Genomic DNA, 23,781 nt, shown 5'->3' with positions numbered 1-23,781 from the left:
AGAATCCATCGGGCGGCAGAGATGGTGGTGGAATGGATTCCGGGCTCGCGCTTCGCGCGCCGCGGAATGACAGTCTACTCCGTCTCGAAATCGCCCTTCTGAGGCGCGGCCAGCGGGGTGAACTCGCACCGATCCGGCTTGACGTCGATCAGGGGCGTGTTGTCGAGGCAGTCGAGACCGCGCACCAGGATCGCATTGCCCTCGATGCCGACCAGCTTCACGATCGACGTGCCGATCGGGTTCGGCCGCACCGGCGAGCGCAGCGAGAAGGTGCCGCGGGTCTTGTCGTTGTTCTTCGGGCTCTGCAGGATGATGTCGCGGCGCGACTGGTCGAGCCAGTAGAGCACTTCGAGATTGCTGTAGAAGTCGACGCCCTTGATGGCCGGCACGAACGGCTCGAAGATCTCGAGACGGCAGATCGGGCCATCCTGACGGCCTTGCCGTGGCGTCTCCATCCGCGAGGTCCAAGGCGTGCGGATGCGGCCGATGAAGATCAGGCCGGCATCCTGCGCGGGCGGCAGCTCGATGGCGACCTCGCCCTCGCGGAGTTCGTTCTTGCGAACCATGTTTCCAGTTCCTTGCTGTCGAGCCGTGTTTTAGCCCAACCACCACTTGCCGGCCAGCATGAAGACTTCGCCGGTCACGACGCCCGCAAAGATCGAGCGGCGCGTCAGCAGGAACACGACGAGACCGGCGGCCACCGCGCCGTAGCGCAGGATATCAGGCACGCCGGCGAGCGCGCCCGGCGGCTCGACCACGATCTGGGCGATCACGCCGGCGAGGATGGCGGTGGCGACCGCCCGCACCCAGACCAGCAGCTCGGAGCCTTCGTCGATGCCGCCGCCGAACCACAGGCCCAGCATGCGCCAGATCTGGTTGGGAATGACGCCGGCGACGAACAGCACCGCCAGCGCATGCCAGTCGCCGATCAGCTGCGCCGAGCTCATGCGCGCACCTCCCGCCACCAATGCACGCCATAGGCGACGGTGCCGGCCACCACCCCGCTGACCAGGATATCGACGCCCGAGCTCAGCTTCGCGGCCAGCGGATACAGCATGACGCCGAGGACGAGCGCGACGACATCGGCAATTTCGCGACTGTTGCGCGCGGTCGAGAACAGGAACGACAGCGGTGTGAGCAGCAGGATCGCCGCGCCGAGCGTCTGCGTCAGATTGGCGGCGAGGAAATAGCCGACCGTGTTGGCAACGAGACAGACCGAGACGAGGCCGCAGCCGAGCCCGTGAACGAAGGCGATGCGCCGCTCACGCGGCACTTGGGGCAGGAAGCGGTGGCACTCGACCCACAGCGTGACCGCGGTGAGATGCGCGGCAAAGACCAGCTCGCGCCGCTTGGTCGTCGGCGTGCGCATCAGCGGCAGCACCGAGACCACCATCGGAAACAGCCTGATAGCGCTGACGGTGACGGCGATCGCCGACTGGATGATGGTGGCGCCGGAGCCGAGCGTGGTGATCAGGATGATCTGCGCCGGCCCCGCCCAGACGAACAGCGTCGAGGCGAGCGCCCAGAGCAGGCTGAAATGGGTGTCGTGCGCGAGCGCGCCGATGCCGAGATAGGTCACGAACAGCACGATGGTCAGGATCGTCTGTGTGATCGAGCGCAGACCCCAGCCGAAGGCGAGCCAGGAGCTATTCCATTGCGGGGAATCGAGAGGGGGAAGCGCCACGGAAGGATTGGCCGGGTTGCGGAATCGGGCCTGCATAACGGGCAATGGGAGCATCCGCGTCAAGGAAGCCCGCGGCGGGGCTGGCATGCGCGACCCACCCACCGCCGTCATTCCGGGGCGCGCCACTTGGCGCGAGCCCGGAATCCATCAAGCCACCGAGACCGCTGCGCGATGGATTCCGGGTTCGCGACTTCGTCGCGCCCCGGAATGACAGCCTACCCCGCGACACCCCTGTTCCTCAGCACGAAGCACGCCCCGCCCGCCTTCCTGATCCGGTTGCACAGATCATCCGCCTCGCTGCGCGTCTCAGTGCCGATGCGCACCTGGTAGAACGCGCGCGTGCCGCGGCTGCGCATCACCGAGGACAGCAGGCTCGGGTCGCGGTCGCCGATCACCGCGCTCAGCCGCGTGACGGCACGCGAGTACATTGCCAGCGCCCTGTTGCGGTCGAAGCCGGCGGCGAGCTGGACACCCCAGGCCTTGGCGGCCGCAAGCTCCACGTGCTGCTCGAGCTCGGCAACGAAGGCATTCGGTGCCCGCTTCAATAGCGCCATCAGATCGCGGCAGCTCGTCGGCGGTGAGCTCGGCGGTCCCTTGCCGGTCGCTCCTGCCTTGGCCCAGGCATCGACGCTGGTGCCGGTGATGGCGTAGACGTAGTTGCGGGTCTGCTCCGGCATTCCGCCGGTCCCGGCGAGCCATTCCCGCACGCGCCGCGGGCCGGCGTTGTAGGCCGCCGCGGCAAGGCCGAGATTGCCGAACTGGCTGCGCAGCTCGCTCAGAAATTCCGCCGACTTCGGCAACGCCTGCACCGGATTGAACGGATCGAGCAACCCGCGCTCGCTCGCGGTGCCCGGCATGAATTGCGCGATGCCCCGAGCGTGCTCGCCGCTGCGCGTCATGGGGCCGACCGCATCGGCCTGGAAGCGGCTTTCTTGCCAGATCACCCGGGCGAAGAATTCCAGTGGGAGATCGGCATCGCGCGCCGCCGCCTCCACGATCAGGCAGATCGACTCCCGCGTGTCGCTCTCGCGGGCGTCTTTCGGCGTCTCCGGCGGCTTCGCGTGTTCCTCGGCCTTCGGAGGCCCATCCGGGGCCGGCGTCTCCTCTGCCAGCGCCGGCGACAGCACGAGGGCCTGGCACAAAACAGCGATAACCCGGGCTATTCGCATGGCATCGACGTGACAGGACAAAGCGGACCTTGACTTGGAACCCCAGCCAACTAGCAACACACGGCAGTATCAACGCAGGTCCGGCCCGATGGTGACAATCTTTTTTGATCTGGACGGCACCCTCACGGACCCTAAGCCGGGGATCACGCGCTCGATCCAGTACGCGCTGGCGCGGCTCGATGTCGCGGTGCCGAGCGAGGACGAGCTGACCTGGTGCATCGGGCCGCCGCTGCATGCCAGCCTGAAGAAACTCACCGGAACCGACGAGCTCGCCGACCGCGCCCTGCTGCTCTATCGCGAGCGCTTCAGCGATATCGGCCTGTTCGAGAACGAGGCCTATGCCGGCATCGCGGACACGCTGACGACGCTCGCCGCGACCAGCCAGCGCATGTTCGTCGCGACCAGCAAGCCCGCGGTCTATGCCAGGCGCATCGTCGATCATTTCGGCCTGAAACCCTACTTCGAGCACGTGTTCGGCTCCGAGCTCGACGGCACGCGCGTCGACAAGCGCGACCTGCTGCGCTACGCGCTGGACGAGACGAAAGTCGATGCCGGGAGCGCGATCATGATCGGGGACCGTAGCCATGACGTCGTTGGCGCCCGCACCAACGGCATGACCGCGATCGGCGTGCTCTACGGCTATGGCAGCGAGGCCGAGCTGAAGGACGCCGGCGCGCATCACATCTGCGCCGCGCATCCCGAGCTGCTCGGCCATTGCGTCGTTTAGGCGCTGGCCGCTTCCACCGAGGCCAGCATGCCGGTTCTGTCGTGGCAGTTCAGATATTCGAAGAACTGCTCGTCCGCAGCGGCCACCGTGACCTCGTGATACAGTCGCAGCCTGGCTGACGGTCCGAGCGTCGACAGATACTTCATCGCCGCGCCAAAGATCCTGACATGGGTCGGATGCGACTCCGCCCAGCGCTCCAGCGCTGCCAGACTCTTCCACCAGCTCTGACCGTAAGACTTTTCGCACACGCTGCCGTCAGCCGAGAGCAGGCGCATGTAGCGGTTGGCATAGCAGCCGATCGCAAGACCGTCATCGCGCAGGAAATCCATGCCCTCGCGCAGCACCGGCTCGACGTCATCGAGATAGAGCTTTCGTTCGGACGCTTCGGTATCGCTCCAATCCTGCCCGGACCGGATCAGGCAGGGATTGTCGTGCGCCACGACCCGCAGCCGAGCGCCGTCGCGGACCAGCTTCGGCGTGCCGCCGGGCGCCATCGCGTCGGTTTGCGACAGCGGGATGCGGTCGCGCATGCCACCCCAATAGGCATGCTCCTGCACCTCGCCGCTCATCCCCTCGGCAACCGCCGCGACGCCCTCGGTTCGGTCGGGCGATGAGAACAGCGTCTCGTGCCGCGCCACTGTCGGACGCAGCACCTCGATGAACGTGCCGACGTCCTCGCGCTGCCGCCCGGTCCAGGCCTCGCGCACCGGTTCGAACCAGGCCTCGAAGCGCACGATGTCGTCCCAATAGCCAACCGAGACGATGGTCTCGTATCCGGCCTGATCGACATGGTGCGCGCGGTCCCAATGCGAGGGCCCGCCTGCCCCGGCGAGCCGCGCCGCGATCTCGACAAGCGCCTCCGCCGCGGCCACCGGCGCAGCACCGCGATACTGCACGCCGAAATAGGCCATCACGACCCGGCTCACGCCGGGCTTGTAGCGCGCCACGAAAGACGGATAAGGCGGCTGGTAATCGTCCGGCACGCGCTTGTGGCGCGTGCGCGTGGTTTCGAGATGCAGAGGAATTGCGGATTCCATGGCCGTACCCTCCCCTCGATCACCGCGATCAGCTCGCCGCGGCGGCAATGTCCGTGGGCTCGACGCTATCGGCCGGCAACGCGAACTGCTCGACGCGCTTGTAGGGCTTCTTGTTCAGCAACAGCCGCGTCACGTCCGGTCGTGAATAATGCCCGGCCGGGTCTGCCGCGTTCTTGGCGACGCCGATGGCGCCGAGGTCGATCTCGGCAATCAGCAGCCCCTCCTGGTCCGGCGCGAGCTTGTCGCCGATCTGGCTGCCGTCGGGGCTGTAGATCGCGGCGAAGCCGCCGCCGACATGGAGCAGCGCGTGCTTGTCCGGTCGGTCGCAGAGCTCATCGACCATCGCCTGCGACACCGTCGCGCAAGGCGCCAGCACGAAGCATGAGCCTTCCACCGCATAGACGCGCGAGGCGGCATTGTTGACCTCGGCTCCGAGCGCCGGCGCGAAGGGATCGTAGAGCGAGAAGCTCGGCCAGGCCGCGACATGCACCTGCTCGTTCTGGGCGTACATCGCGTATTTCGACAGCGGCTGCAGATGCTCCCAGCAGCACAGCGCGCCGAGCCGGCCGATGTCGGGCCGCGCGTGCACGGCAAGGTCGCTGCCGTCGCCCTCGCCATAGACGGTGCGCTCGGCATGGGTCGGCCGCAGCTTGCGACGCTTGGCGATGGACTCGCCATCGGGCCCGATCAGCCATTGCGCCAGATAGAGGCTGCCGCCATCGCGCTCGGACAGGCCGATCACGGCGGTGAGCTTGGCCTTGCGCACGGCATCGCGCAGCCGTTCGGCCTGCGGGCTGTCATAGGCCAGCGAATTGTCGAAATAGCGCTGCACGAAGCCGCGGCCGATCGCCCAGGCCGGCGAGTCCATCCAGATGTGCCAGGGGTAGCCGGGAATGAAGGCCTCCGGGAAGGCGATCAGCTTGGCACCTTTCTCGGCGGCCTCCCTGATCAGCGCGACCGACTTGTCGATCGAGGCGTCGAGGTCGAGCCAGGCCGGCGCAGCCTGCACCACCGCCACCTTGTATTTCGGATGTTCGATGCCCATTGCCGCCTCCCTAGCCGGTTGATCGGAAGCCATCTCCGATGCAGTCTATTGGACCAAGGCGGGCGATCGAGCGCTCGACCGCGACGGAACAAAAACTCGACCGGGCGGAATTCATGCCGGGTACGGGATTTGCCTCCGGTCAGGCTGGGTCCGTCCATTGGCGGTTTTGCTGGACGGGACAAGGGAGGCTTCCAGATGCCAATCCAGTTCACGACGGACGGCAGCCCGGCCCATCGGCGGCTCGCGCTCTGGCAGGACATCGTCTGCGACGTCTTCGTCGGGCTCGACTGCAGGTCCGATCTCGGCAGCGCCTTTCGCGGCTCGGTCACGCAAGCTGCGCTCGGCAAGGCCGTATGCTCCGAGGTCTGCTCCGATCGCCAGCGCGTGTTCCGTACACCCTCGCGCATTGCGCGCTCGGATCAGGATTTCGTCCTGATCGCGCTCGGCCATCGCGGCGACGGCGGCGTGGTGCAGGACGGCCGCGAGACCGTGATCCATCCCGGCGAGTTCGCGCTCTACGACACCACGCGCCCCTATGAGCTGAAGTTCAACGATCCTTTCACGCAGTCCATCTTCAAGGTGCCGCGGGAGATGTTGCAGCGCCGGCTCGGCGGCACCGAGACGCTGACCGCGATGTCGTTCGGCGGCGAGGCGCCGCTCGAGCGGCTCGCCTATGATTTCATCTTCCGGCTTTGCCAGAGCGCCGACCGGCTCGCGTCCGACGGCGCCGCCGCATTGTCGGAGCAAGCCGTCGATCTGCTCGCGATGGCGCTGAGCGAACGGCTCCGAAAGACATCGCTGCCGTCCTCGACCCACCGCTCTGCATTGCTCTACCGGCTCAAGGCGCACGTCCGCGCCCACCTCGCCGATCCCGACCTTTCATTGTCGGATACCGCGGCCGCGCTCGGCATCTCGCCGCGCTACGTCAACGACCTGCTGGCCGACGAGGAGACCTCGTTCCAACGTTTCGTCCTTGCCGAACGGCTCGCCCAATGCCGGCGCGACCTCGCCTCGCCCCTGCTCGGTCACCGCCATATCAGCGAGATCGCCTTCGCCTGGGGCTTCAACGACCTCTCGCATTTCGGCCGCGCGTTCCGCGCGCATTTCGGCATGTCGCCGCGCGACTTCCGGCACAGCCAGTTGCGGCACTGATCCGCAGCCATCGGCCGGGGCCTGCGCTCGCCGGAGGCATCGCGCTCCGGCTCGCGGTGCTGGTTCTGGTCGGCTGCGCCAAGCAAGTCCGGTATGTGAGGGCGTGATAGGACAAGGCGCCTGCTTGCGCTAACGTTGGTACCAGGGCCGCGCACATCAATCAGCAGTCAGCCGAGGAGCATATCGATGGAACACCGACGCTTGGGCCGGTCAGGCCTCATGGTGCCAGCTCTCAGCCTTGGCACCGGCACCTTCGGCGGCGTCGGCCGCCTCGCTGCGTGGGGGAGCACGGACGCGACCGAAGCGCGGCGTCTCCTGGACATCTGCCTCGAAGCCGGCGTGTCGATGTTCGACACCGCGAACGTCTATTCGCTCGGCGAATCCGAGCGCGTGCTCGGCGAAGCCGTCAAGGGCCGCCGCGACAAGGTGCTGATCTCGACCAAGGCCACGTTCCGCTTCGGCGACGGTCCCAACGACATCGGCTCGTCGCGGCAGCATCTGCTCGCCGCCATCGACGGTTCGCTGCGCCGGCTCGGCACCGATTACATCGATCTGTTCCAGCTCCACGGCTTCGACGCCTTCACGCCGCCCGAGGAGGTGCTGTCAACGCTCGACGTGCTGGTGCGCGCCGGCAAGATCCGCTACGTCGGCGTTTCGAATTTCTCGGGCTGGCACCTGATGAAGTCGCTCGCACTTGCCGACAAGCACGGCTTTCCGCGCTACGTCGCCAACCAGACCTATTATTCACTGATCGGGCGCGACTACGAATGGGAGCTGATGCCGCTCGGCCTCGACCAGGGCCTCGGCGCCGTGGTCTGGTCGCCGCTCGGATGGGGGCGCCTCACCGGCAAGATCCGCCGGAATCAGCCGAAGCCCGAGGTGAGCCGCCTGCCCAAGACCGCCGAGTTCGGCCCGCCCGTGCCGGACGAGCACGTCTATCGCGTCGTCGAGGCGATCGACGAGGTCGCGAAGGAAACGGGAAAGAGCGTATCGCAGATCGCGCTGAACTGGCTGCTGCAGCGCCCCACGGTGTCGACGCTGATCATCGGGGCGCGCAACGAGGCGCAGCTCCGCGAAAATCTCGGCGCGGTCGGCTGGTCGCTGACCAAGGACCAGGTCGCAAAACTCGACGCAGCGAGCAAGGTGACGCTGCCCTATCCCTATTGGCACCAGAGGACGACGTTCATCGACCGCAACCCGCCGGCGGTTTAGGACCCCTTGAGCTGCGTCAAGCGCGCTGGCCTCGGCCGTGGCATTCTGCGGCCATCGCGAGGCCCCGATGCGTCAATTTGCCATGAAGGCTCTGTTCACGACCCTCAGTCTTAGCCGCGCCGCGCCGGCGTGGCTGGTCGTTGGCGTTCTGTGGAGCACAGCGAGTCAAGCTCTGGACGCCGAGCAGCGGCGCGCAGAAGGAATGCTGCAGCGGATGTGCGCGGACTGCCATGCGGTCGGCAGGAGCGGCGCGAGCCCAAATGAGCTGGCACCGCCTTTCCGGACGCTGGGCGAGAATAAGCTTTACGATCCCGACTTCGCGCAGCGCCTCCAGGACGGTTACAGCAGCATTCACCGCGCCATGCCGACGGCCCGATTCGGCCGCGACGACGCCGAGGCCGTGGTAAGCTATCTCAGGGCGATTCAGGAGCCGCGGAAGCCGAAATAGGCGCTGAAACGGCTGCCGCTCCGGCTGGAACCATCCCGGGCCGGACCAAGTTGCGGACCAGCAACCGCATCTCAACCGAACGCGCGTCACGATGTCGTCCACCACGATCGAGCATGTCGACGGCCTGCCGCAGCCGCAGCGCAACCAGGCGGTGCTGACGATCGCGCTCGGCATCGTCATGGCGGTGGTCGACAGCGCCATCGCCAATGTCGCGCTGCCGACGATCGCGGCCGACTTGGACGCGAGTCCGGCCTTCTCGATCTGGATCGTCAACGGCTACCAGCTCGCGATCACGATCTCGCTGCTGCCGCTGGCCTCGCTGGGCGAGATCGTCGGCTATCGCCGCGTCTATCTGGCCGGGCTGGTGCTGTTCACGCTGGCGTCCGCCCTCTGCGCACTGGCGCACACGCTGCCGCTGCTGACGGCAGCGCGCATCCTCCAGGGCTTTGGCGCTGCCGGCATCATGAGCGTCAACGCCGCGTTGGTGCGCTTTACCTATCCGCGCCATCTGCTCGGCCGCGGCATCGGCCTCAACGCGCTCGTCGTCGCTTTCTCGGCCGCGGCCGGCCCGACGCTCGCCGCAGGCATCCTCGCGGTCGGAAGCTGGCCCTGGCTGTTCGCCATCAACGTGCCGCTCGGCGCGGTGACGCTGCTGATCGGCTTGCGCAGCCTGCCGCATACCAGGCCCGCCGGCCGTTCCTTCGACTGGCAGAGCGCGGGACTGTCCGCGATCACGTTCGGCGTCGGCATCGCAGCGATCGATAGCGTCGGTCATGGCGAGCCGGCGATCGTCTGCCTGATCCAGTTCGCCATCGCCATCGTCGCCGGCGCGCTCTTGATCTGGCGCGAAACCCACATGACCTCGCCGCTGCTGCCGGTCGATCTGCTGCGCATCCCGGTGTTCGCGCTGTCGATCGCGACCTCGATCGCCTCGTTCTGCGGACAAATGCTCGCCTTCGTCGCGATCCCCTTCTACCTCCAGAGCCGCTTCGGCTATTCGGCGGTGCATATGGGACTCCTGATCACGCCATGGCCGATCGCGGTGGCGTTCGCAGCGCCGCTCGCCGGCCGCCTGGTCGAGCGTTATCCGGCCGGCCTGCTCGGTGGCATCGGGCTCACACTGTTCGCCTGCGGCCTTGCCGCGCTCGCCTTGTTGCCGGCGGACCCGACGCCGTTCGACGTGATCTGGCGCATGGCACTGGCGGGTGCCGGCTTCGGCCTGTTCCAGACCCCCAACAACCGCACCATGATCGCCGCCGCCCCGCGCGAGCGCGCCGGCGGGGCCAGCGGCATGCTGGGGACGGCGCGCCTGCTCGGCCAGACCACCGGCGCAGCGCTGGTGGCGCTCCTGCTCGGCCGCTATCCGGTCGAAGGTACCCGATACGCCCTGCTCGCCGGCGTCGGCTTTGCGCTCTGCGGCGCGGTCCTGAGCATGCTGCGGCTGTCCCCGGCCGGCGCGCGCGGCGCCGAGCATGTCCGCGTGCAGGACGATCAGCGCCTGCGCGGCGACTGACGGCGTCCACCTTCAGGTCCCCGCCATTCCCGTGCACAACCCCTGCGTGGCTGAACTATCCGGACCAATGACCTATTGCCCTCACGCTCCGGTTGCGCTTGATAGACGCGGGGAATATGGGGGCACTTCATGCGCTTATTGGGAATTGTGGCGCTCAGCGTCATGCTGGGCGGCTGCGCGTCTGTGACGCGCGGCACGACCGAGAACATCAGCATTTCATCGACACCTTCGGGCGTGGAAGCCGTCGTGAGCGGAATGGAGGTTCCGACCACCTGCACGACGCCCTGCTCCGTGGTCGTCAAGCGGAACGCCGACATTTCGATTACCTTCCAAAAGGAAGGCTATGAACCGCAGATCGTGCCACTCAGCCGGGACATCCAGACCGGTGGAGCCGCCGGCTTTGCCGGCAATCTTCTGCTGGGTGGCGTCGTCGGCATGGGCGTCGATGCCGCAACGGGCGCCGCAACTGATCACAAGCCGAATCCGGTCATCGTGACGATGCAGCCGTCGGCCCCCGCCCGCAGCGCGCGGCCGGCCGGCCCCCGCAAGCCCCGTCCGCCAGCAGTAACGCCCGAAGCCGGAACGTAGGCCTACGCACCGCCTCAGAAACAAAAAGGCCGGCTTCGCAGCCGGCCTTTCGATTCATATCGCTCGGTCAAGCCTTGACCAGCGGACCCTTGGTTGGCCCCTTCGAGCCACCGGGACCGCCCGGCTTGGACTTGCCCGGCGGACGCTTGCGGGCGCCGGGCAGCTTCTCCTGCTTCGGCGTGACCGGGCCCTCGACGAATTCGAAGCCGATCTTCTCCTTGGTCTCGTCGGCCTCGTCCTTGACCAGAACGACGCGGACGTGACCGCCGCCCTTCAGCTTGCCGAACAGCACCTCGTCGGCCAGCGGCTTCTTGATGTGCTCCTGGATCACGCGGGCCATGGGCCGCGCGCCCATCTGCTCGTCGTAACCATGTTGAACCAGCCAGGCCTTGGCGGGCTCGGACAGCTCGATGGTGACGTCGCGGTCGCCGAGCTGCGCTTCGAGCTGAAGCACGAACTTCTCGACCACGGTGCCGATCACCTCGACGCTGAGATGGCCGAACGAGACGATGGCATCGAGACGGTTGCGGAATTCCGGCGCGAACTGCCGGTTGATCGCCTCGTGGTCGTCGCCTTCCCGCTTCGAGCGCGTGAAGCCGAACGCCTGCTTGGCGAGATCGGACGCGCCCGCATTCGTGGTCATGATCAGGATCACGTTGCGGAAGTTGACCTGCTTGCCGTTGTGGTCGGTGAGCCGGCCGTGGTCCATGATCTGGAGCAGCACGTTGTAGAGATCGGGATGCGCCTTCTCGATCTCGTCGAGCAGCACCACGCAATGCGGATGCTGGTCGACGCCGTCGGTCAAGAGGCCGCCCTGGTCGAAGCCGACATAGCCGGGAGGCGCTCCGATCAGGCGCGACACGGTGTGCCGCTCCATGTATTCGGACATGTCGAAGCGCAGCAGCTCGACGCCGAGCGACGCCGCGAGCTGCTTGGCGACCTCGGTCTTGCCGACGCCGGTGGGACCAGAGAACAGGTAGCAGCCGATCGGCTTCTCTGGCTCGCGCAGCCCGGCGCGCGCCAGCTTGATCGAAGCGGCGAGCGACTCGATCGCCTTGTCCTGGCCGAAAACGGTGCGCTTCAGCGTCGTCTCGAGATGCTTGAGCACCTCGGCATCGTCCTTCGACACGCTCTTCGGCGGGATCCGCGCCATCGAGGCGATCGTGGTCTCGATCTCCTTGATGCCGATGGTCTTCTTGCGCTTGTTCTCGGCAACCAGCATCTGCGCCGCACCGGATTCGTCGATCACGTCGATCGCCTTGTCGGGCAGCTTGCGGTCGTGGATGTAGCGCGAGGAGAGCTGAACGGCAGCTTCGATCGCCTCATTGGTGTACTTCAGCCGGTGATAGTCCTCGAAGTACGGCTTGAGACCCTTGAGGATCGCGATCGCGTCCTCGACCGTCGGCTCGTTGATGTCGATCTTCTGGAAGCGCCGCACCAGCGCGCGGTCCTTCTCGAAGTGCTGGCGATATTCCTTGTAGGTGGTCGAGCCCATGCAGCGGATCGTGCCCGAAGCGAGCGCGGGCTTAAGCAGGTTCGAGGCATCCATCGCCCCGCCCGACGTCGCACCCGCACCGATCACGGTGTGGATTTCGTCGATGAACAGGATGGCGTTGGGATGCGCCTCGAGCTCCTTCAGCACCTGCTTCAGGCGCTCTTCGAAGTCGCCGCGATAGCGCGTGCCCGCGAGCAGCGTGCCCATGTCGAGCGAGAACACCGTGGCCGCCGCCAGCACCTCCGGCACTTCGCTGTCGACGATGCGCTTGGCGAGGCCTTCAGCGATCGCGGTCTTGCCGACACCGGCTTCGCCGACGAACAGCGGGTTGTTCTTCTGCCGGCGGCACAGCACCTGGATCGCGCGGTTGATCTCGGAATTGCGTCCGATCACCGGATCGATCTTGCCGTCGCGCGCCTTCTTGTTGAGGTTGACGCAATAGGTCTCGAGCGCCTCGCCCTTCTTCTTGGCGTCCTCGTTACCCTTGGCCTCGGTCTCCTCGTCGACGCCGCGAACCGGGCGCGCTTCGGAGACGCCCGGCCGCTTGGCGATGCCGTGGCTGATGTAGTTGACGGCGTCATAGCGCGTCATGTCCTGCTCCTGCAGGAAATACGCGGCATGGCTCTCGCGCTCGGCGAAGATCGCGATCAGCACGTTGGCGCCGGTCACCTCTTCGCGACCGGAGGACTGCACGTGGATGACCGCGCGCTGAATCACGCGCTGGAAACCAGCGGTCGGCTTGGCGTCGTCGGCGCCATCGGTCACCAGATTCTCGAATTCGGTCTCAAGATAATTGACGAGGCTCGTACGGAGCTTGTCGAGATCGACGCTACAGGCGCGCATGACCGCGGCTGCATCGGAATCGTCGATCAGGGAGAGCAAGAGATGCTCGAGCGTCGCGTATTGGTGATGACGCTCGTTTGCGATCGCCAGCGCACGATGCAGGGATTGTTCAAGGCTTTGAGAAAAAGTCGGCATTCGCGTCCTCTATGGCCCCCACCATCATGGTCGTGATCGCCCGGTCAGGCAACAACAACCTTTGTCACATATAGTTATACAAGATCGGGGCGAAAGACCGGTTCCGCGACTCGGGCGACTCACACTTGAGGCATTTTTCGATGCAAAACCCGTTCCGATCGGGCGGGAGCGGGGCCGGCGCGGAATTCCGTAGTTTTGCCGACTGCGACACACGTGGTGCGCACCGGCGTCACGCGACGCTCATACTGCGACCGACGCGAGGGCCGGCATCAAACGCACCGTCTACTTCTTTTCCATCACGCATTGCAGGGGATGCTGGTGCTTGCGGGCGAAATCCATCACCTGCGTCACCTTGGTCTCGGCGATCTCGTAGGTGAACACGCCGCACTCCCCGATGCCGTGATGGTGGACGTGAAGCATGATCTTGGTCGCGGCCTCGACATCCTTGTTGAAGAACTTCTCCAACACGTGGACGACGAATTCCATCGGCGTGTAGTCGTCGTTCAGGATCAGCACGCGGTAGAGGTTCGGCCGCTTGGTCTTGGGCTTGACCTTGGTGATGACCGACGTGTTCGGCCCCGACGGGCTGCCCGAACGGTTCTCGTCATTGCTCATGCGAGGAGCGGAGGCAGCGGCTGGCGCGGACAGGTCGAGTCTGGAAGTCAATTGCGGCATGGCTCAGGCGTTCAAATTCCCCACGGAAGCGAATGGCGGTCACCGCGCGACCCCGCCCTTCGGAGCCTGGCGCAGGCGCGCCGCCTTGTTGGATCGCCGCTCCCGACAGATCCGGTCCAAGCCGGATCGTTCGCCAGCAATATGGGCCTGCCCCCGGCTCGCCGCAAGCGTGCAAAGGTCCGACCGATGGCCGCGCAAGTCCCGATTCCCGGTCCGGGCGATCCGGGCCAAGGTTAATCAATCCGGACCGATTTGACAAAAATTTATGCCCATAACGCTTAGAATCTGTTGACCAGGAACCAAGCCATTTAACACGATTGCGACGTTTCCCCCGGGATACCCCGGTCTTCTACGGTGGGATTTACCAGGCATTCAGTGGCGTGGCGCGAAATCGGGCAAAACCACCGATTTCGGGGCTCGTCATGTTTAGCTCGCCGCTCGTCCGCCTGATTGGTCGACAGTTCGCCCGCTTCGCGGCGGCCGAGCAAGGCAATATCGCCATGATCTTCGCGATTGCCCTGGTCCCGGTGCTGAGCTTCATCGGGGCTGCAATAGACTACAGCCGCGCCGTCCAGGCCCGCACGTCGATGCAGGCAGCCCTCGACTCCGCCGCTCTGATGCTCTCCAAGGACCTGTCGAACGGCACCATCACCACGTCGCAGCTCGGCACGAAGGCGCAGGCCTATTTCAACGCTCTGTTTACGGCTACGTCCGCCCTGCCCTCGGTCAGCGTCGCGGCCACCTATACGGCGAGCACCAGCATGGGCTCGACGATCCAGCTCACCGGAGCTGGCACCTATACGACCACCTTCATGAAGATCGCCGGCTTTCCGACGCTCGACGTCGGCACCACGTCCACCAGCGCCTGGGGCAACGTCCGCATGCGCGTGGCCCTGGTGCTCGACAATACCGGCTCGATGGCCAGCGACGGCAAGATGGGGGCGATGCAGACGGCGGCGAAGAATCTGGTCGATCAACTCAGCGCGCTCGCCAAGAATCCGGGCGACGTCTACATCTCGATCGTTCCGTTCGCCAAGGACGTCAACGTCGGCGCCAGCAACTATAACAAGAGCTGGATCGATTTCAGCGATTGGGATGCCGCCAACGGCAGCTGGAGCTGCACGTCGGGCAATTCCAACAATTGCAACAAATGGAAATGGACGCCGGCGAACCACGATACCTGGAACGGTTGCGTGACCGATCGCGATCAGGACTACGACACCAAGAACACCACGCCGACGAGCGGCAACGTGGGCACGCTGTTCCCGGCTGAACAGTACTCCTACTGCAACACGGCCAGTTGGTCCTACCTGCAACCGATCATGCCGTTGAGCTACGACTGGACCGCGCTCAAGGGCCGGATCGACGCCATGAACCCCACGGGCAACACCAACCAGGGCATCGGCCTCGCCTGGGGATGGATGACGCTGTCGACCGGCGATCCCATGAACGCCCCGGCCAAGGACACCAACTACACTTACAAGGACGCGATCGTGCTGCTGTCCGACGGCCTCAATACGCAGAACCGCTGGTACAACAACGCGGCGCAGATCGACGCGCGGCAGAAGAAGCTGTGCGACAACGCCAAGGCCCAGCCTTCCAACATCACGATCTACACGGTGCAGGTGAACACCGGCAGCGATCCGACCTCGAGCGTGCTGCAATATTGCGCCAGCGGCACCGACAAGTTCTACCTGGTCACGTCGCCCAGCCAGACCGTATCGGTGTTCAAGGACATCGGCACCTCGCTGTCGAAGCTGCGCGTGGCGCGCTGACCGATTGGCCGCGCACAAAAAAAGCCCGGCTGGATCAGCCGGGCTTTCGATTCCAGGATGTCCTGAAAGCGTTACTGGGCGGCCGGGGTGAACTTCGACACGATGGTCTCGACCGGCTTGAACGCCTGCTTGGCGAGGTCGCTGTAGAGGCCGGCGATCTTCTGCGATTCCGCAACGAAGGTCTCGTAGGCGGAACGGGCGAAATCGGTCTGCGCTTCCATGGCCTTGTCCAGCGACTTCACGCCGGAAAGCTTCTCGACGAAGGACTTGGTGTCTTCGAACGACTTCTTGGTGTAGTCGCCATAGGCACTGGCGATCGCCTGGAGGCCGTGCTGCACCGAGGTCGCGGAAGCAACGCACTGCTCGAACTGCTCTTTCCCGTAGCTCTGAAAATCTTCAACCTTGAACATTCCGGAATCCTTTTCCCTGGCTTTCGTCGGAAGCCCCGGCTCCCTGACTCTGCTCACAATTAGTGCAACGCACAAATAAGTCAAGAATATTTGTGCGCCGCACAAAATTTGGTGTCATTCGCGCAAATTCCCGGGGTTTCCCGCAAGGTTTCCTTAAGCTTTTGGAAACCGCGGCCCCCTACCCTGATTCCCGGACGTGGTCAGCTTCCGAAGACGGTCGAAAGCCGTTTGAGAACATCACCTTAGCCAGAATAGCGGTTCAGGTCCAACGTCCCCCGTGGCGAACACCAGCGGAGGGACAGCCTGAGCAGGTAGTGATCCCGGGTCCGTTGGGCACAATTTCGCCTCACGGGCCGGTGATCTAGTCAGAAACGGGGACGGGGTTCCATGCTTCGTAAAAACTTGTCTGCCTCGCGCTTGGCGCGGGTTGGCGTTTTTGGGCTTCTCACCATCACCAGCGCGGTCATCTTCACCATCGATGCCGCCGAGGCACGGCGCCATCGCCGGCACTACGTGCACCATCGGGTGCAGCGCGATGTATCCGAGAGCTCCAGCTCGAAATTCGCGTCCATCATCGTCGACGGCAATTCCGGTGCGGTGCTGCAGGCAACGAGCCCTGACGCAATCCGCCACCCCGCCTCGTTGACCAAGATCATGACGCTCTATCTGCTGTTCGAGCGCCTTGAGTCCGGCAAGATGAAGCTCGACACCGAGATGCCGGTGTCCAAACACGCCGCCGACCAGGATCCGACCAAGCTGAACCTGCGTGCCGGCCAGACCATTCGTGTCGAGGACGCGATCAAGGGTCTCGTCACCCGCTCCGCCAACGACGCCGCGGTGGTGATCGCGGAGGCGATCGCCGGCGACGAGGACGACTTCGCCCAGATGATGACGCGCAAGGCGCGCGCGCTCGGCATGTCCAAGACGGTGTACCGCAACGCCAACGGCCTTCCCAACGACGAGCAGGTCACGACCGCACGCGATCAAGCCACGCTCGGCCGTGCCATCCAGGAACGCTTCCCGCGCTATTATCGCTATTTCGCGACCTCCACGTTCAACTGGCGTGGACAGTCGATCCGCAATCACAATCACCTGCTCGGCAGCGTCGAGGGCGTGGACGGCATCAAGACCGGCTACACCCGCGCCTCCGGCTTCAACCTCGTCACCTCGATGCGCCGCGGCAACCGCCATCTGATCGGCGTCGTGCTCGGCGGCCGCAGTGGCGGCTCGCGCGATGCCATCATGCGCAACCTGCTCGCGGAGAATCTCGAGAAGGGTGCGACGGTCCACACCGTTGCCGCGGTCACCGAGCGCAACGGCGCCGACACCGCGACCAATGTTGCCGCCGCCTCGGATATGCAGCCGGCGCGTCCCGCACTGCCGGTCCAGGCAGCGGCCCCTGCTCCCGAGCCTGCCCCGTCTCGTCTCGCTGCACGCCTCGCGACGCTGGCCGCCGCGACGGCCGCGGTGCCGCCGGCCCCGACCAGGCCGGAAGCCAGCAAGCCTGAGGTTCGGCCGACGGAATCCAGGGTCGAGCCCGCGCCGCTCACCAATGGCGTGATCTCGAGCCAGCCGCTCTCCATCATTCCCGGCTCGTCCGAGCCGATGAAGCCGGTCCGGGTCAAGACGGTTCAGGTCAAGGCCGGCCCGGTGAAGGTCGCCTCCGCCGCCCCAGCCCCGGTTCAGGTTGGCCCGCCCGTCACCAATGCCATTCCGTCCCGCTCCGACGTCGCGGAAACCTCCGGCGCCGTCGTCGCCCGGGCCGACCTCATCAACAAGCCCGAGATCGCCAGCCAACCGGAAGCGGCGAAGGCCGAGATCGCCCGCACCGAGCTGCCGCGGCAGCCGGCCGGCTTCGGCACCGGCAACGGGATCCTCGGCGTGCTGCCGGCCGCAACGGCCGCCGCGCCCGCCCATACCCCTGCCCCTGCCGCTCCGAAGCTCGCCTCGGCCGAACCGATGCCGGTCCAGATGAGTGCCACCACCAAGCCTGCCGTCACCCACAGCGGCTGGATCGTCCAGGTCGGCGCGCTCGAGAGCGAGAACGAAGCCCAGCAGCGTATCGACGCCGCGCGCAGCTCGGCTCGCGGCCTGCTCAGCAAGGCCGATCCGTTCACCGAGCCCGTCGTCGCCAAGGACAATCGCAAGCTCTATCGCGCCCGTTTTGCCGGGCTCGAGCGCGACCAGGCCGAGGCGGTCTGCCGCACCCTGAAGCGCGCCGAGATTTCCTGCATCACCGTCCGCAACTGATCTCGCTTCCCATTCCAGACGAAATGCCCGCGCCTTGCGCGGGCATTTTCGTTTTGGGGACGCGTTCGTGATGCGGAGACGGCGGCGCGATCGCGACGAGGCCGTTCCGCGACAACCTCTCGTCAAGAATTTACGGTTAAAACTTTGCTCAAGGGATCGACCACGCCGGAATGGCGGGCATCGGGGCGACGGCAAACGGAGCAAGCGGAGCTCACACGGTACGGGCGTTTGTGGCGTGGTGCCGGAGTTAGCCGTTATGCGTACGAAGCAGAGTATCCTTGGCCTCGTTTACCCGGGCAGCGAGATAGTTCGAGCCCCCCTGGTCGGGATGGAGTTTCTTCATCAGGGACTTGTGCGCCCGGGTGATGTCGTCACGCCCCGCCCCCGGCTGCAGGCCAAGGATCTGATAGGCCTCCTCCGCCGTCATTTTGCCGCTCGCCGCCGTGCGGCGCTGCCCCCCTGCCGCATCGCCCTGCGCGTTCTGACGCCAAGCGGGAAACCGGCGGTCCAGATAGCTTTCAAGTAAGGCCACGCTCTCGGCGTCGAAGGTCGGGACCATCGCCAGCAGGCTCGCAAGATCGAACTCGCCGAGATCGCGCCCGGCGTGCGGCCCGGCGACGATCTGTCCGCCGAGCTGGCCGGAATCGTGGTCGAGCCGCATATCCAGAAATTGCGAGCGCACGCGCGAGGTCTGCCCTGATGAGGGCGCGGCACCGCCGCCGCCGAACAGCCCGCCGAAATTGCCGAAGCCGGTGTTTGCCAGCGGGGTCCAGCCCAATAGCCCGGCGCCGAAAATCCCCAGCGGAATCGCCACCGCCAGCTCGCCGCGCAGGCCCGTGAACGCCGCGACCGCCAGCGCCAGCACGCCGCCGCCAAATCTGACGGCGCGCGCCAGCACCGCCGGGTTTGCGGCGCGGAACATCTGGAGCAGCAGGTAGAGCGTGATAACGGCGACAGCGCCGGCGAGCAGAGTCATGGCAGGAATATAGTCGCCCTCGCGGCAAAATGCATGGCGCCACGAGCCGGGACGACCGGAACGCTATTTCATCTGACTGATCAGCCTGGCCGCGCCGCTTGCGGACGCCGCCAATCTCAACAAGGCCTCGCGACCGCCGGCGGCATAGGCCGCGGCTGCCCGCAGCAGCTCGCGCAACTGCGCCGCCGCGCCCGGATCGAACCGGCACCAGGCACCGCCGGTCAGGCGCGCGATCTCGCGAAAGGCCTGTTCGGCGACCGCGTCATGACCTTCCTGAAACACGAACACTGGCACCTTGAGCATGCCGAGCTCACCGGCCTTGGCGCAGAGCTCGTCGACGTTCTCCTCCATGGCATCGCCGACGAAGACGACAGCCCGCACGCCCGACGCGATCGCTTCGCGTCGCACCTCCGTCAGCACCTTGCCGATCTGGGTATCGCCGCCACGGCAATCGATCCTGCTCATCAACGCCGCCAGCCTGGCGCTGTCGGAGATCCAGCCCGTGGCGCGGCACTCGTTCAGGCCGCGATAATAGACCAGCCGGATATCCAGGCTGCCGAGCGCTGCGGTCTCGCGAAACATGTCGGCCTGAAGCGCGCAGGCCATGTCCCAGGTGGGTTGCCGGCTCATTGTCGCATCCAATGCGAAGATCAGCCGCCCCTTCGCGCCCGGCGCGTGCGGTGACAGCGCGCGCGCCTTGGCGACGAAAGCTGCGATATCATCCGCGGTCGACGTTCCGGCTTGCGGCAGCGCGCCGCCCGCGTCTGCCGAGACGGCATCGCCTCCGCGCGGCTTGATGGGTTCGCCCGACATCCCTTGACCCTTACGTGGACAGCTAATGTGGTCAGCGCGGGCGGCCCGGTCAATGTGCAAAGCCCCCGCCGACGGAGCCGGCGGGGGCTTTGCGAATGCGGCGGACGATGAGCGCTAACGCATCAGCTCTTGGCAGGCGCCATCAGCGCGACCGGACCAGGCTCGAGCACATTGGGCGGCGACGATTGCGTATCGACCGGTGCGATCTCGCTATCGGTCGCGCTCAGGAATTTGTCGAGCATGCTCTGGATCGAGCTCTTGGCAACATCCGGACCAGTGTCGCGCATGTCGTTATGCTGGAATTCGGTCTTCACGACCTGGATGCCCGCCTTCTCGCATTCCTCGTCGGTCGGGATCACGCCCGCATCAGCCTTGAACTGCGGATCCTGCGAGCGGAACGAGAGGATCTTGAACTTGCCGGCGGTGACGAAGGGCACGCGCAGATTGTCGAGCGTGACGACCTTCTTGACCTCGTCCGGATAGTGCTTGGCGAAGTACATCGTGATGTCGCCGCCCATGGAGTGACCGACCATCGTCACCTTGGCGTAGTCGGCATTGGGCTGAATCTTCTTCAACTCCTGCATGGCGTAATGGATGTTGGCAACGCCGCGCAGGATCTGCGGCAGCCGGCCGACATAGAGCTCACCGGGCTTGGTGACCATCGGAGGATCGGTCGGCAAATCGTGCTGCGGGCTGACGACCATGTAGCCGCGCGCAGCGAAGATGTTGGCGAGGAATCCGTACTCGGTGTTCTTGACCGTATTGCCGTGGTTGATCACCGCGACCGGCAGCGTGATCATGCCGGCATTGGCCTGCATTTCCTTGTCGCGGCGCACTGCAACGTAGACCGGCACGGGACGATTGTCGCGCGAGGCGTCGTAGAAGGTGATGGTCTCGTGCTTGATCGCCCACTTGCTCGCCGTGAAATAGGCGATGCCGCAGAGGGCACTGACCGAAACCAGAACGGCAATTCCACGCTTCATTTTCGTCCTCAGCCTCAGGCGCTTATGGCCTGAATCCCTGTTGAAAATCGTGTTCTCCGGGGCTCTCCGTCCCCTCGTCGCCTATCGCTAATATATGTCACAGGCGCGTGACAGGAAGGCCAAATATTGTGAACCGGCAGCCCTTTCGTTGTGCGGCGCACTCGTTTTCTGAGCACCTGTATCCAGCGACCACGTCGCAGCTCACCATCCGACGCAGCCGGTATTGGTCGGGTTCAATTTCACGGTAAACGTCAAATAAAAACGGCCTAACGCCGTGACAGTTCCAGGAGGAACCCGGCCGTCAGATCAATCGAAAGTAGCGATATACCGCCTCAGGCGCCGAGGATGTCGTGGACCTCGAGTGGCTTGTCGATCTGGTTGAACCATTCGGCCCGGTTGGCGGCGCGGCGGCGGCCGCGCTCGTCGAGCGGCAGCTTGAGCTGACGCAGCAGGCTCGTCACCTCTTCCCGTGCGGTGAGATGGCCGAGATTGGGCCGCATGCCGAGCGTGGCCTCGTCGATCTCGTCGAGCGCGGTCAGGCCGCGCGGGAAGAATTCGCGATAGACGACGCGCTCGGCGAAGCCATCGACGTAGCGGAAGCCGAGCCGCAGCGACAGGTCCTTCAACCCCTCGGCGACCAGCTGCTTGTTGCGGGAGCCGAGCATCGACAGGCGGTTGCGCACGACGATCCAGTCGGTGGTCGAGCCGTCGAGCTGGCGGCGCTTGCGCCGGACGTCGCGCACCATCTCGGCGTAATGGCTCTCGCCGGTCACCGCGTAGCTGGCGGGATCGACGGTGCCGAGCACGTCGAAATCGAGGAAGCTGTCGTTGATCGGCGTGACCAGCGTGTCGGCCATCGAATGCGCAAGCCGCATCAGGTAGCTGTCGGTGCCCGGCGTATCGATCACGATGAAGTCGAAGCTGCTCTCGACCGCCGAGACCGCCTCCATGAACTGCTGGAACTCGGAATTCTCGTTGTCGGCGATCTGCATGGTCTCGCCGAGCTTGATGCAGCGATGCACCGGCAGTTCGAGGTCGAGCTTGGTGCGGCGCGCCCAAGCGGCGCGGTTGTTGATGTAGTGGGTGAAGCTCTGCTGACGGCAGTCGAGGTCGATGGTGGCGACGCGCTGGCCGGCTTTCAGGAGCGCAACGGCGATGTGCAGGGCGGTGGTCGACTTGCCGGAGCCGCCCTTCTCGTTGCCGAGCACGACCACATGCGCCGAGCCGGATTGGCCTTGGCTAGCCTGCACAAGCATGGCAATCCTCAACACCCCTGATGAATATCTTCGAGTTGGCCGCGTCTGCGGTCAAGTGAAATGCGTGACAGGTCCTGCAAATCGTATTGCGCCGATCCTCATCATGAATGGCGGCGCCAATCTTCGGCTGTGATCCAGCCCACAATGTCGCGATGTCATGCGCGGCCTTGCGCGGGATGCTGTGCCGCATCCGGGTGCATGGCGTCCATGATCGCCGCTTGTTAAGGTTAGCCGCACCGGGCGCAGATCGCGCCGCGCCGATTCCCAACCCTGCCGAGTCCTGATGTCATCAAGCCCCTTGATCGCCCGCACGGTCCCGACCTTGCGCCGCGCCGCCGACAATCTTCGCAAACGAAAGGCCACGATCGCGCTGGTCCCGACCATGGGGGCGCTCCATGACGGGCATGTGTCCCTCGTCCGCCTCGCCAAGCGGCGCGCCAGCCGCGTCGTGGTCTCGATCTTCGTCAACCCGACCCAGTTCGCCCCGACCGAGGATTTCGGTGCCTATCCGCGCACCTGGAAGGCCGACATCGCCAAGCTCGCGGCCGAGGACGTCGACATCGTCTGGCATCCGGACGTCAAGGCGATGTATCCGGAGGGCTTCGCCACCCGCATCGTGCCGGAGGGGCCGGCCCTCGCCGGCCTCGAGGATCGCTTCCGCCCGCATTTCTTCGGCGGCGTTGCCACCGTGGTCGGCAAGCTGTTCACGCAAGTCCGGCCGGACTTCGCGATCTTCGGTGAAAAGGACTTTCAGCAGCTGCGGGTGGTGACGCAGATGGCGCGCGACCTCGACCTCGGCGTCAAGGTGATCGGCTCGCGCACCGTGCGCGAACGCGACGGGCTCGCGATGTCCTCGCGCAACGTCTACCTGTCGCCCGAGGAGCGGCAGACCGCCCCCATCCTCTACCGGGCCATGAAGGAGAGCGCGCGGCGGATCAAGGCCGGCGACGCCATCGCGCCTGCGATGGCCGGCGGCGCCGAGATGATCGAGGCGGCGGGCTTTGCGCTGGACTATTACGAGGTCCGCCATGCCGAGACGCTGGCGCAGGTCGCCTCGCGCAAGGACGGCCCGTTGCGGATCCTGGTCGCGGCCAAGCTCGGCAGCACCCGGCTGATCGACAATATCGCTGTCTAGAATCGCTGCCTAGAGCAGCCCCAGATCGCGCAATTCGCGCCGCATCGGCTCCGGCATCGCCGCGATCGAGCCGGCGGCGGACCTGCCGAGATCGGGCGGCACGGAATCCTCCGTGAAATAACGCCAGCCCTGGAACGGGCGCATCGGCCGCGGCGAGACCGAGATCACCTTCGGCTGCATCACGATGCGGCAGCGCCCGATACCGTCCTTGTCGCGGAACGGCTCGATGCCGATGATCTTTTCCCGCGCGGCGATCTCGCCCTTGATCACCCAATAGAGCGACCCGCCGGCGAGGATCTCGGCGTCGCGCTTGGGGACCATGCGGGTGATGTGGACGTGACGTTGCGGCAGACCCTTCTTCTTGGCGGTCTGCATCCGTTCGGCGATCCACTCCTTCAATTCCTTGACGGAGTCGCAGCCGACGGCGAGCTTGATCAGATGTAGCGGCATGGCCCAGCAT

At 65.5% G+C, this 23,781-nt stretch carries 23 protein-coding genes; 9 read left to right on the top strand and 14 right to left on the bottom strand.

Going from position 1 to position 23,781, the window contains the following annotated elements; genetic code table 11:
* Positions 1-74: 74 nt before the first annotated feature.
* The 4 genes from tsaA to K410_RS0116340 form a co-directional block, all read right to left on the bottom strand.
* Positions 75-566, bottom strand: coding sequence for a tRNA (N6-threonylcarbamoyladenosine(37)-N6)-methyltransferase TrmO (tsaA, locus tag K410_RS0116355; RefSeq protein ID WP_028135898.1), 492 nt, complete (start codon positions 564-566; stop codon positions 75-77).
* Positions 567-596: 30 nt separating this feature from the next.
* Entirely contained in the window at positions 597-947 is a 351-nt protein-coding gene (locus K410_RS0116350; RefSeq protein ID WP_028135897.1) for an AzlD domain-containing protein, read from the bottom strand.
* Positions 944-1,684 carry an AzlC family ABC transporter permease gene (locus tag K410_RS0116345; protein ID WP_028135896.1) on the bottom strand — a complete coding sequence of 247 codons (741 nt, stop codon included), beginning with the start codon at positions 1,682-1,684 and terminating at the stop codon, positions 944-946. The genes K410_RS0116350 and K410_RS0116345 overlap by 4 nt, the downstream gene beginning before the upstream one ends.
* Positions 1,685-1,899: 215 nt before the next feature.
* Positions 1,900-2,853, bottom strand: a complete 954-nt coding sequence (locus tag K410_RS0116340; RefSeq protein ID WP_028135895.1) for a lytic transglycosylase domain-containing protein — start codon at positions 2,851-2,853, stop codon at positions 1,900-1,902.
* An 88-nt stretch (positions 2,854-2,941) separates the two neighbouring features.
* On the opposite strand from K410_RS0116340, the gene K410_RS0116335 reads away from it, so the two are divergent.
* Positions 2,942-3,580 (top strand): HAD family hydrolase, encoded by a 639-nt coding sequence (locus K410_RS0116335; RefSeq protein ID WP_028135894.1) that lies wholly within the window; start codon positions 2,942-2,944, stop codon positions 3,578-3,580.
* Here K410_RS0116335 and K410_RS0116330 read toward each other — a convergent pair.
* Both K410_RS0116330 and K410_RS0116325 read right to left on the bottom strand, forming a co-directional pair.
* On the bottom strand, positions 3,577-4,617 hold the full coding sequence (locus K410_RS0116330) for a phenylacetaldoxime dehydratase family protein (protein ID WP_028135893.1): 1,041 nt from the start codon (positions 4,615-4,617) through the stop codon (positions 3,577-3,579). The two genes, K410_RS0116335 and K410_RS0116330, sit on opposite strands and share 4 nt — an antisense overlap.
* A gap of 28 nt (positions 4,618-4,645) precedes the next feature.
* Entirely contained in the window at positions 4,646-5,662 is a 1,017-nt protein-coding gene (locus tag K410_RS0116325; RefSeq protein WP_028135892.1) for a carbon-nitrogen hydrolase family protein, read from the bottom strand.
* Positions 5,663-5,857: 195 nt separating this feature from the next.
* Between K410_RS0116325 and K410_RS0116320 the strand changes: the two genes are divergently transcribed.
* The 5 genes from K410_RS0116320 (at position 5,858) to K410_RS0116300 (ending at position 10,575) form a co-directional block, all read left to right on the top strand.
* Positions 5,858-6,814, top strand: coding sequence for an AraC-like ligand-binding domain-containing protein (locus tag K410_RS0116320; RefSeq protein WP_028135891.1), 957 nt, complete (start codon positions 5,858-5,860; stop codon positions 6,812-6,814).
* Between the two features lie 186 nt (positions 6,815-7,000).
* Positions 7,001-8,026 (top strand): aldo/keto reductase, encoded by a 1,026-nt coding sequence (locus tag K410_RS0116315; RefSeq protein ID WP_028135890.1) that lies wholly within the window; start codon positions 7,001-7,003, stop codon positions 8,024-8,026.
* A gap of 82 nt (positions 8,027-8,108) precedes the next feature.
* Positions 8,109-8,474 carry a c-type cytochrome gene (locus tag K410_RS0116310; RefSeq protein ID WP_028135889.1) on the top strand — a complete coding sequence of 122 codons (366 nt, stop codon included), beginning with the start codon at positions 8,109-8,111 and terminating at the stop codon, positions 8,472-8,474.
* 91 nt (positions 8,475-8,565) lie between these two features.
* A complete protein-coding gene (locus K410_RS36850; protein WP_049820055.1) occupies positions 8,566-9,987 on the top strand; it encodes an MFS transporter in 1,422 nt (473 codons plus the stop codon).
* Between the two features lie 129 nt (positions 9,988-10,116).
* The gene (locus tag K410_RS0116300; RefSeq protein ID WP_028135888.1) at positions 10,117-10,575 is read left to right on the top strand and encodes a PEGA domain-containing protein; all 459 of its coding nucleotides are present in this window, start codon (positions 10,117-10,119) and stop codon (positions 10,573-10,575) included.
* A gap of 67 nt (positions 10,576-10,642) precedes the next feature.
* Here the strand turns inward: K410_RS0116300 and clpA are convergent, their stop codons facing one another.
* Together clpA and clpS are read right to left on the bottom strand one after the other, a co-directional pair.
* Positions 10,643-13,048 (bottom strand): ATP-dependent Clp protease ATP-binding subunit ClpA, encoded by a 2,406-nt coding sequence (clpA, locus tag K410_RS0116295; RefSeq protein ID WP_028135887.1) that lies wholly within the window; start codon positions 13,046-13,048, stop codon positions 10,643-10,645.
* Positions 13,049-13,330: 282 nt separating this feature from the next.
* Entirely contained in the window at positions 13,331-13,663 is a 333-nt protein-coding gene (clpS, locus tag K410_RS0116290) for an ATP-dependent Clp protease adapter ClpS (protein ID WP_028135886.1), read from the bottom strand.
* A gap of 482 nt (positions 13,664-14,145) precedes the next feature.
* Between clpS and K410_RS0116285 the strand changes: the two genes are divergently transcribed.
* The gene (locus K410_RS0116285) at positions 14,146-15,498 is read left to right on the top strand and encodes a TadE/TadG family type IV pilus assembly protein (RefSeq protein ID WP_028135885.1); all 1,353 of its coding nucleotides are present in this window, start codon (positions 14,146-14,148) and stop codon (positions 15,496-15,498) included.
* A 71-nt stretch (positions 15,499-15,569) separates the two neighbouring features.
* On the opposite strand, the gene K410_RS0116280 is transcribed toward K410_RS0116285, so the two are convergent.
* On the bottom strand, positions 15,570-15,908 hold the full coding sequence (locus tag K410_RS0116280) for a phasin family protein (RefSeq protein ID WP_028135884.1): 339 nt from the start codon (positions 15,906-15,908) through the stop codon (positions 15,570-15,572).
* Between the two features lie 387 nt (positions 15,909-16,295).
* On the opposite strand from K410_RS0116280, the gene K410_RS0116275 reads away from it, so the two are divergent.
* Positions 16,296-18,158, top strand: coding sequence for a D-alanyl-D-alanine carboxypeptidase (locus K410_RS0116275; protein WP_028135883.1), 1,863 nt, complete (start codon positions 16,296-16,298; stop codon positions 18,156-18,158).
* A gap of 247 nt (positions 18,159-18,405) precedes the next feature.
* On the opposite strand, the gene K410_RS0116270 is transcribed toward K410_RS0116275, so the two are convergent.
* From K410_RS0116270 to K410_RS0116255, 4 genes are all read right to left on the bottom strand, one after another.
* Entirely contained in the window at positions 18,406-19,134 is a 729-nt protein-coding gene (locus K410_RS0116270; protein WP_028135882.1) for a DnaJ domain-containing protein, read from the bottom strand.
* Between the two features lie 63 nt (positions 19,135-19,197).
* Positions 19,198-19,947, bottom strand: coding sequence for a hypothetical protein (locus tag K410_RS0116265; RefSeq protein ID WP_028135881.1), 750 nt, complete (start codon positions 19,945-19,947; stop codon positions 19,198-19,200).
* 122 nt (positions 19,948-20,069) lie between these two features.
* On the bottom strand, positions 20,070-20,930 hold the full coding sequence (locus K410_RS0116260; RefSeq protein WP_028135880.1) for an alpha/beta fold hydrolase: 861 nt from the start codon (positions 20,928-20,930) through the stop codon (positions 20,070-20,072).
* Between the two features lie 332 nt (positions 20,931-21,262).
* Positions 21,263-22,186 carry a division plane positioning ATPase MipZ gene (locus tag K410_RS0116255; RefSeq protein ID WP_028135879.1) on the bottom strand — a complete coding sequence of 308 codons (924 nt, stop codon included), beginning with the start codon at positions 22,184-22,186 and terminating at the stop codon, positions 21,263-21,265.
* A 283-nt stretch (positions 22,187-22,469) separates the two neighbouring features.
* Here K410_RS0116255 and panC point away from each other — a divergent pair, with 283 nt between their 5' ends.
* Positions 22,470-23,321 carry a pantoate--beta-alanine ligase gene (gene panC / locus K410_RS0116250; RefSeq protein ID WP_028135878.1) on the top strand — a complete coding sequence of 284 codons (852 nt, stop codon included), beginning with the start codon at positions 22,470-22,472 and terminating at the stop codon, positions 23,319-23,321.
* A gap of 9 nt (positions 23,322-23,330) precedes the next feature.
* On the opposite strand, the gene K410_RS0116245 is transcribed toward panC, so the two are convergent.
* On the bottom strand, positions 23,331-23,771 hold the full coding sequence (locus tag K410_RS0116245; protein ID WP_028135877.1) for a DUF1489 family protein: 441 nt from the start codon (positions 23,769-23,771) through the stop codon (positions 23,331-23,333).
* Between the last annotated feature and the right edge of the window lie 10 nt (positions 23,772-23,781).

The organism is Bradyrhizobium sp. 22, from assembly GCF_000482425.1.
GTDB lineage: Bacteria > Pseudomonadota > Alphaproteobacteria > Rhizobiales > Xanthobacteraceae > Bradyrhizobium > Bradyrhizobium japonicum_B.
Note: the sequence above shows the minus strand (reverse complement) of the source record. Positions and strands in the feature narration are given on the sequence as shown.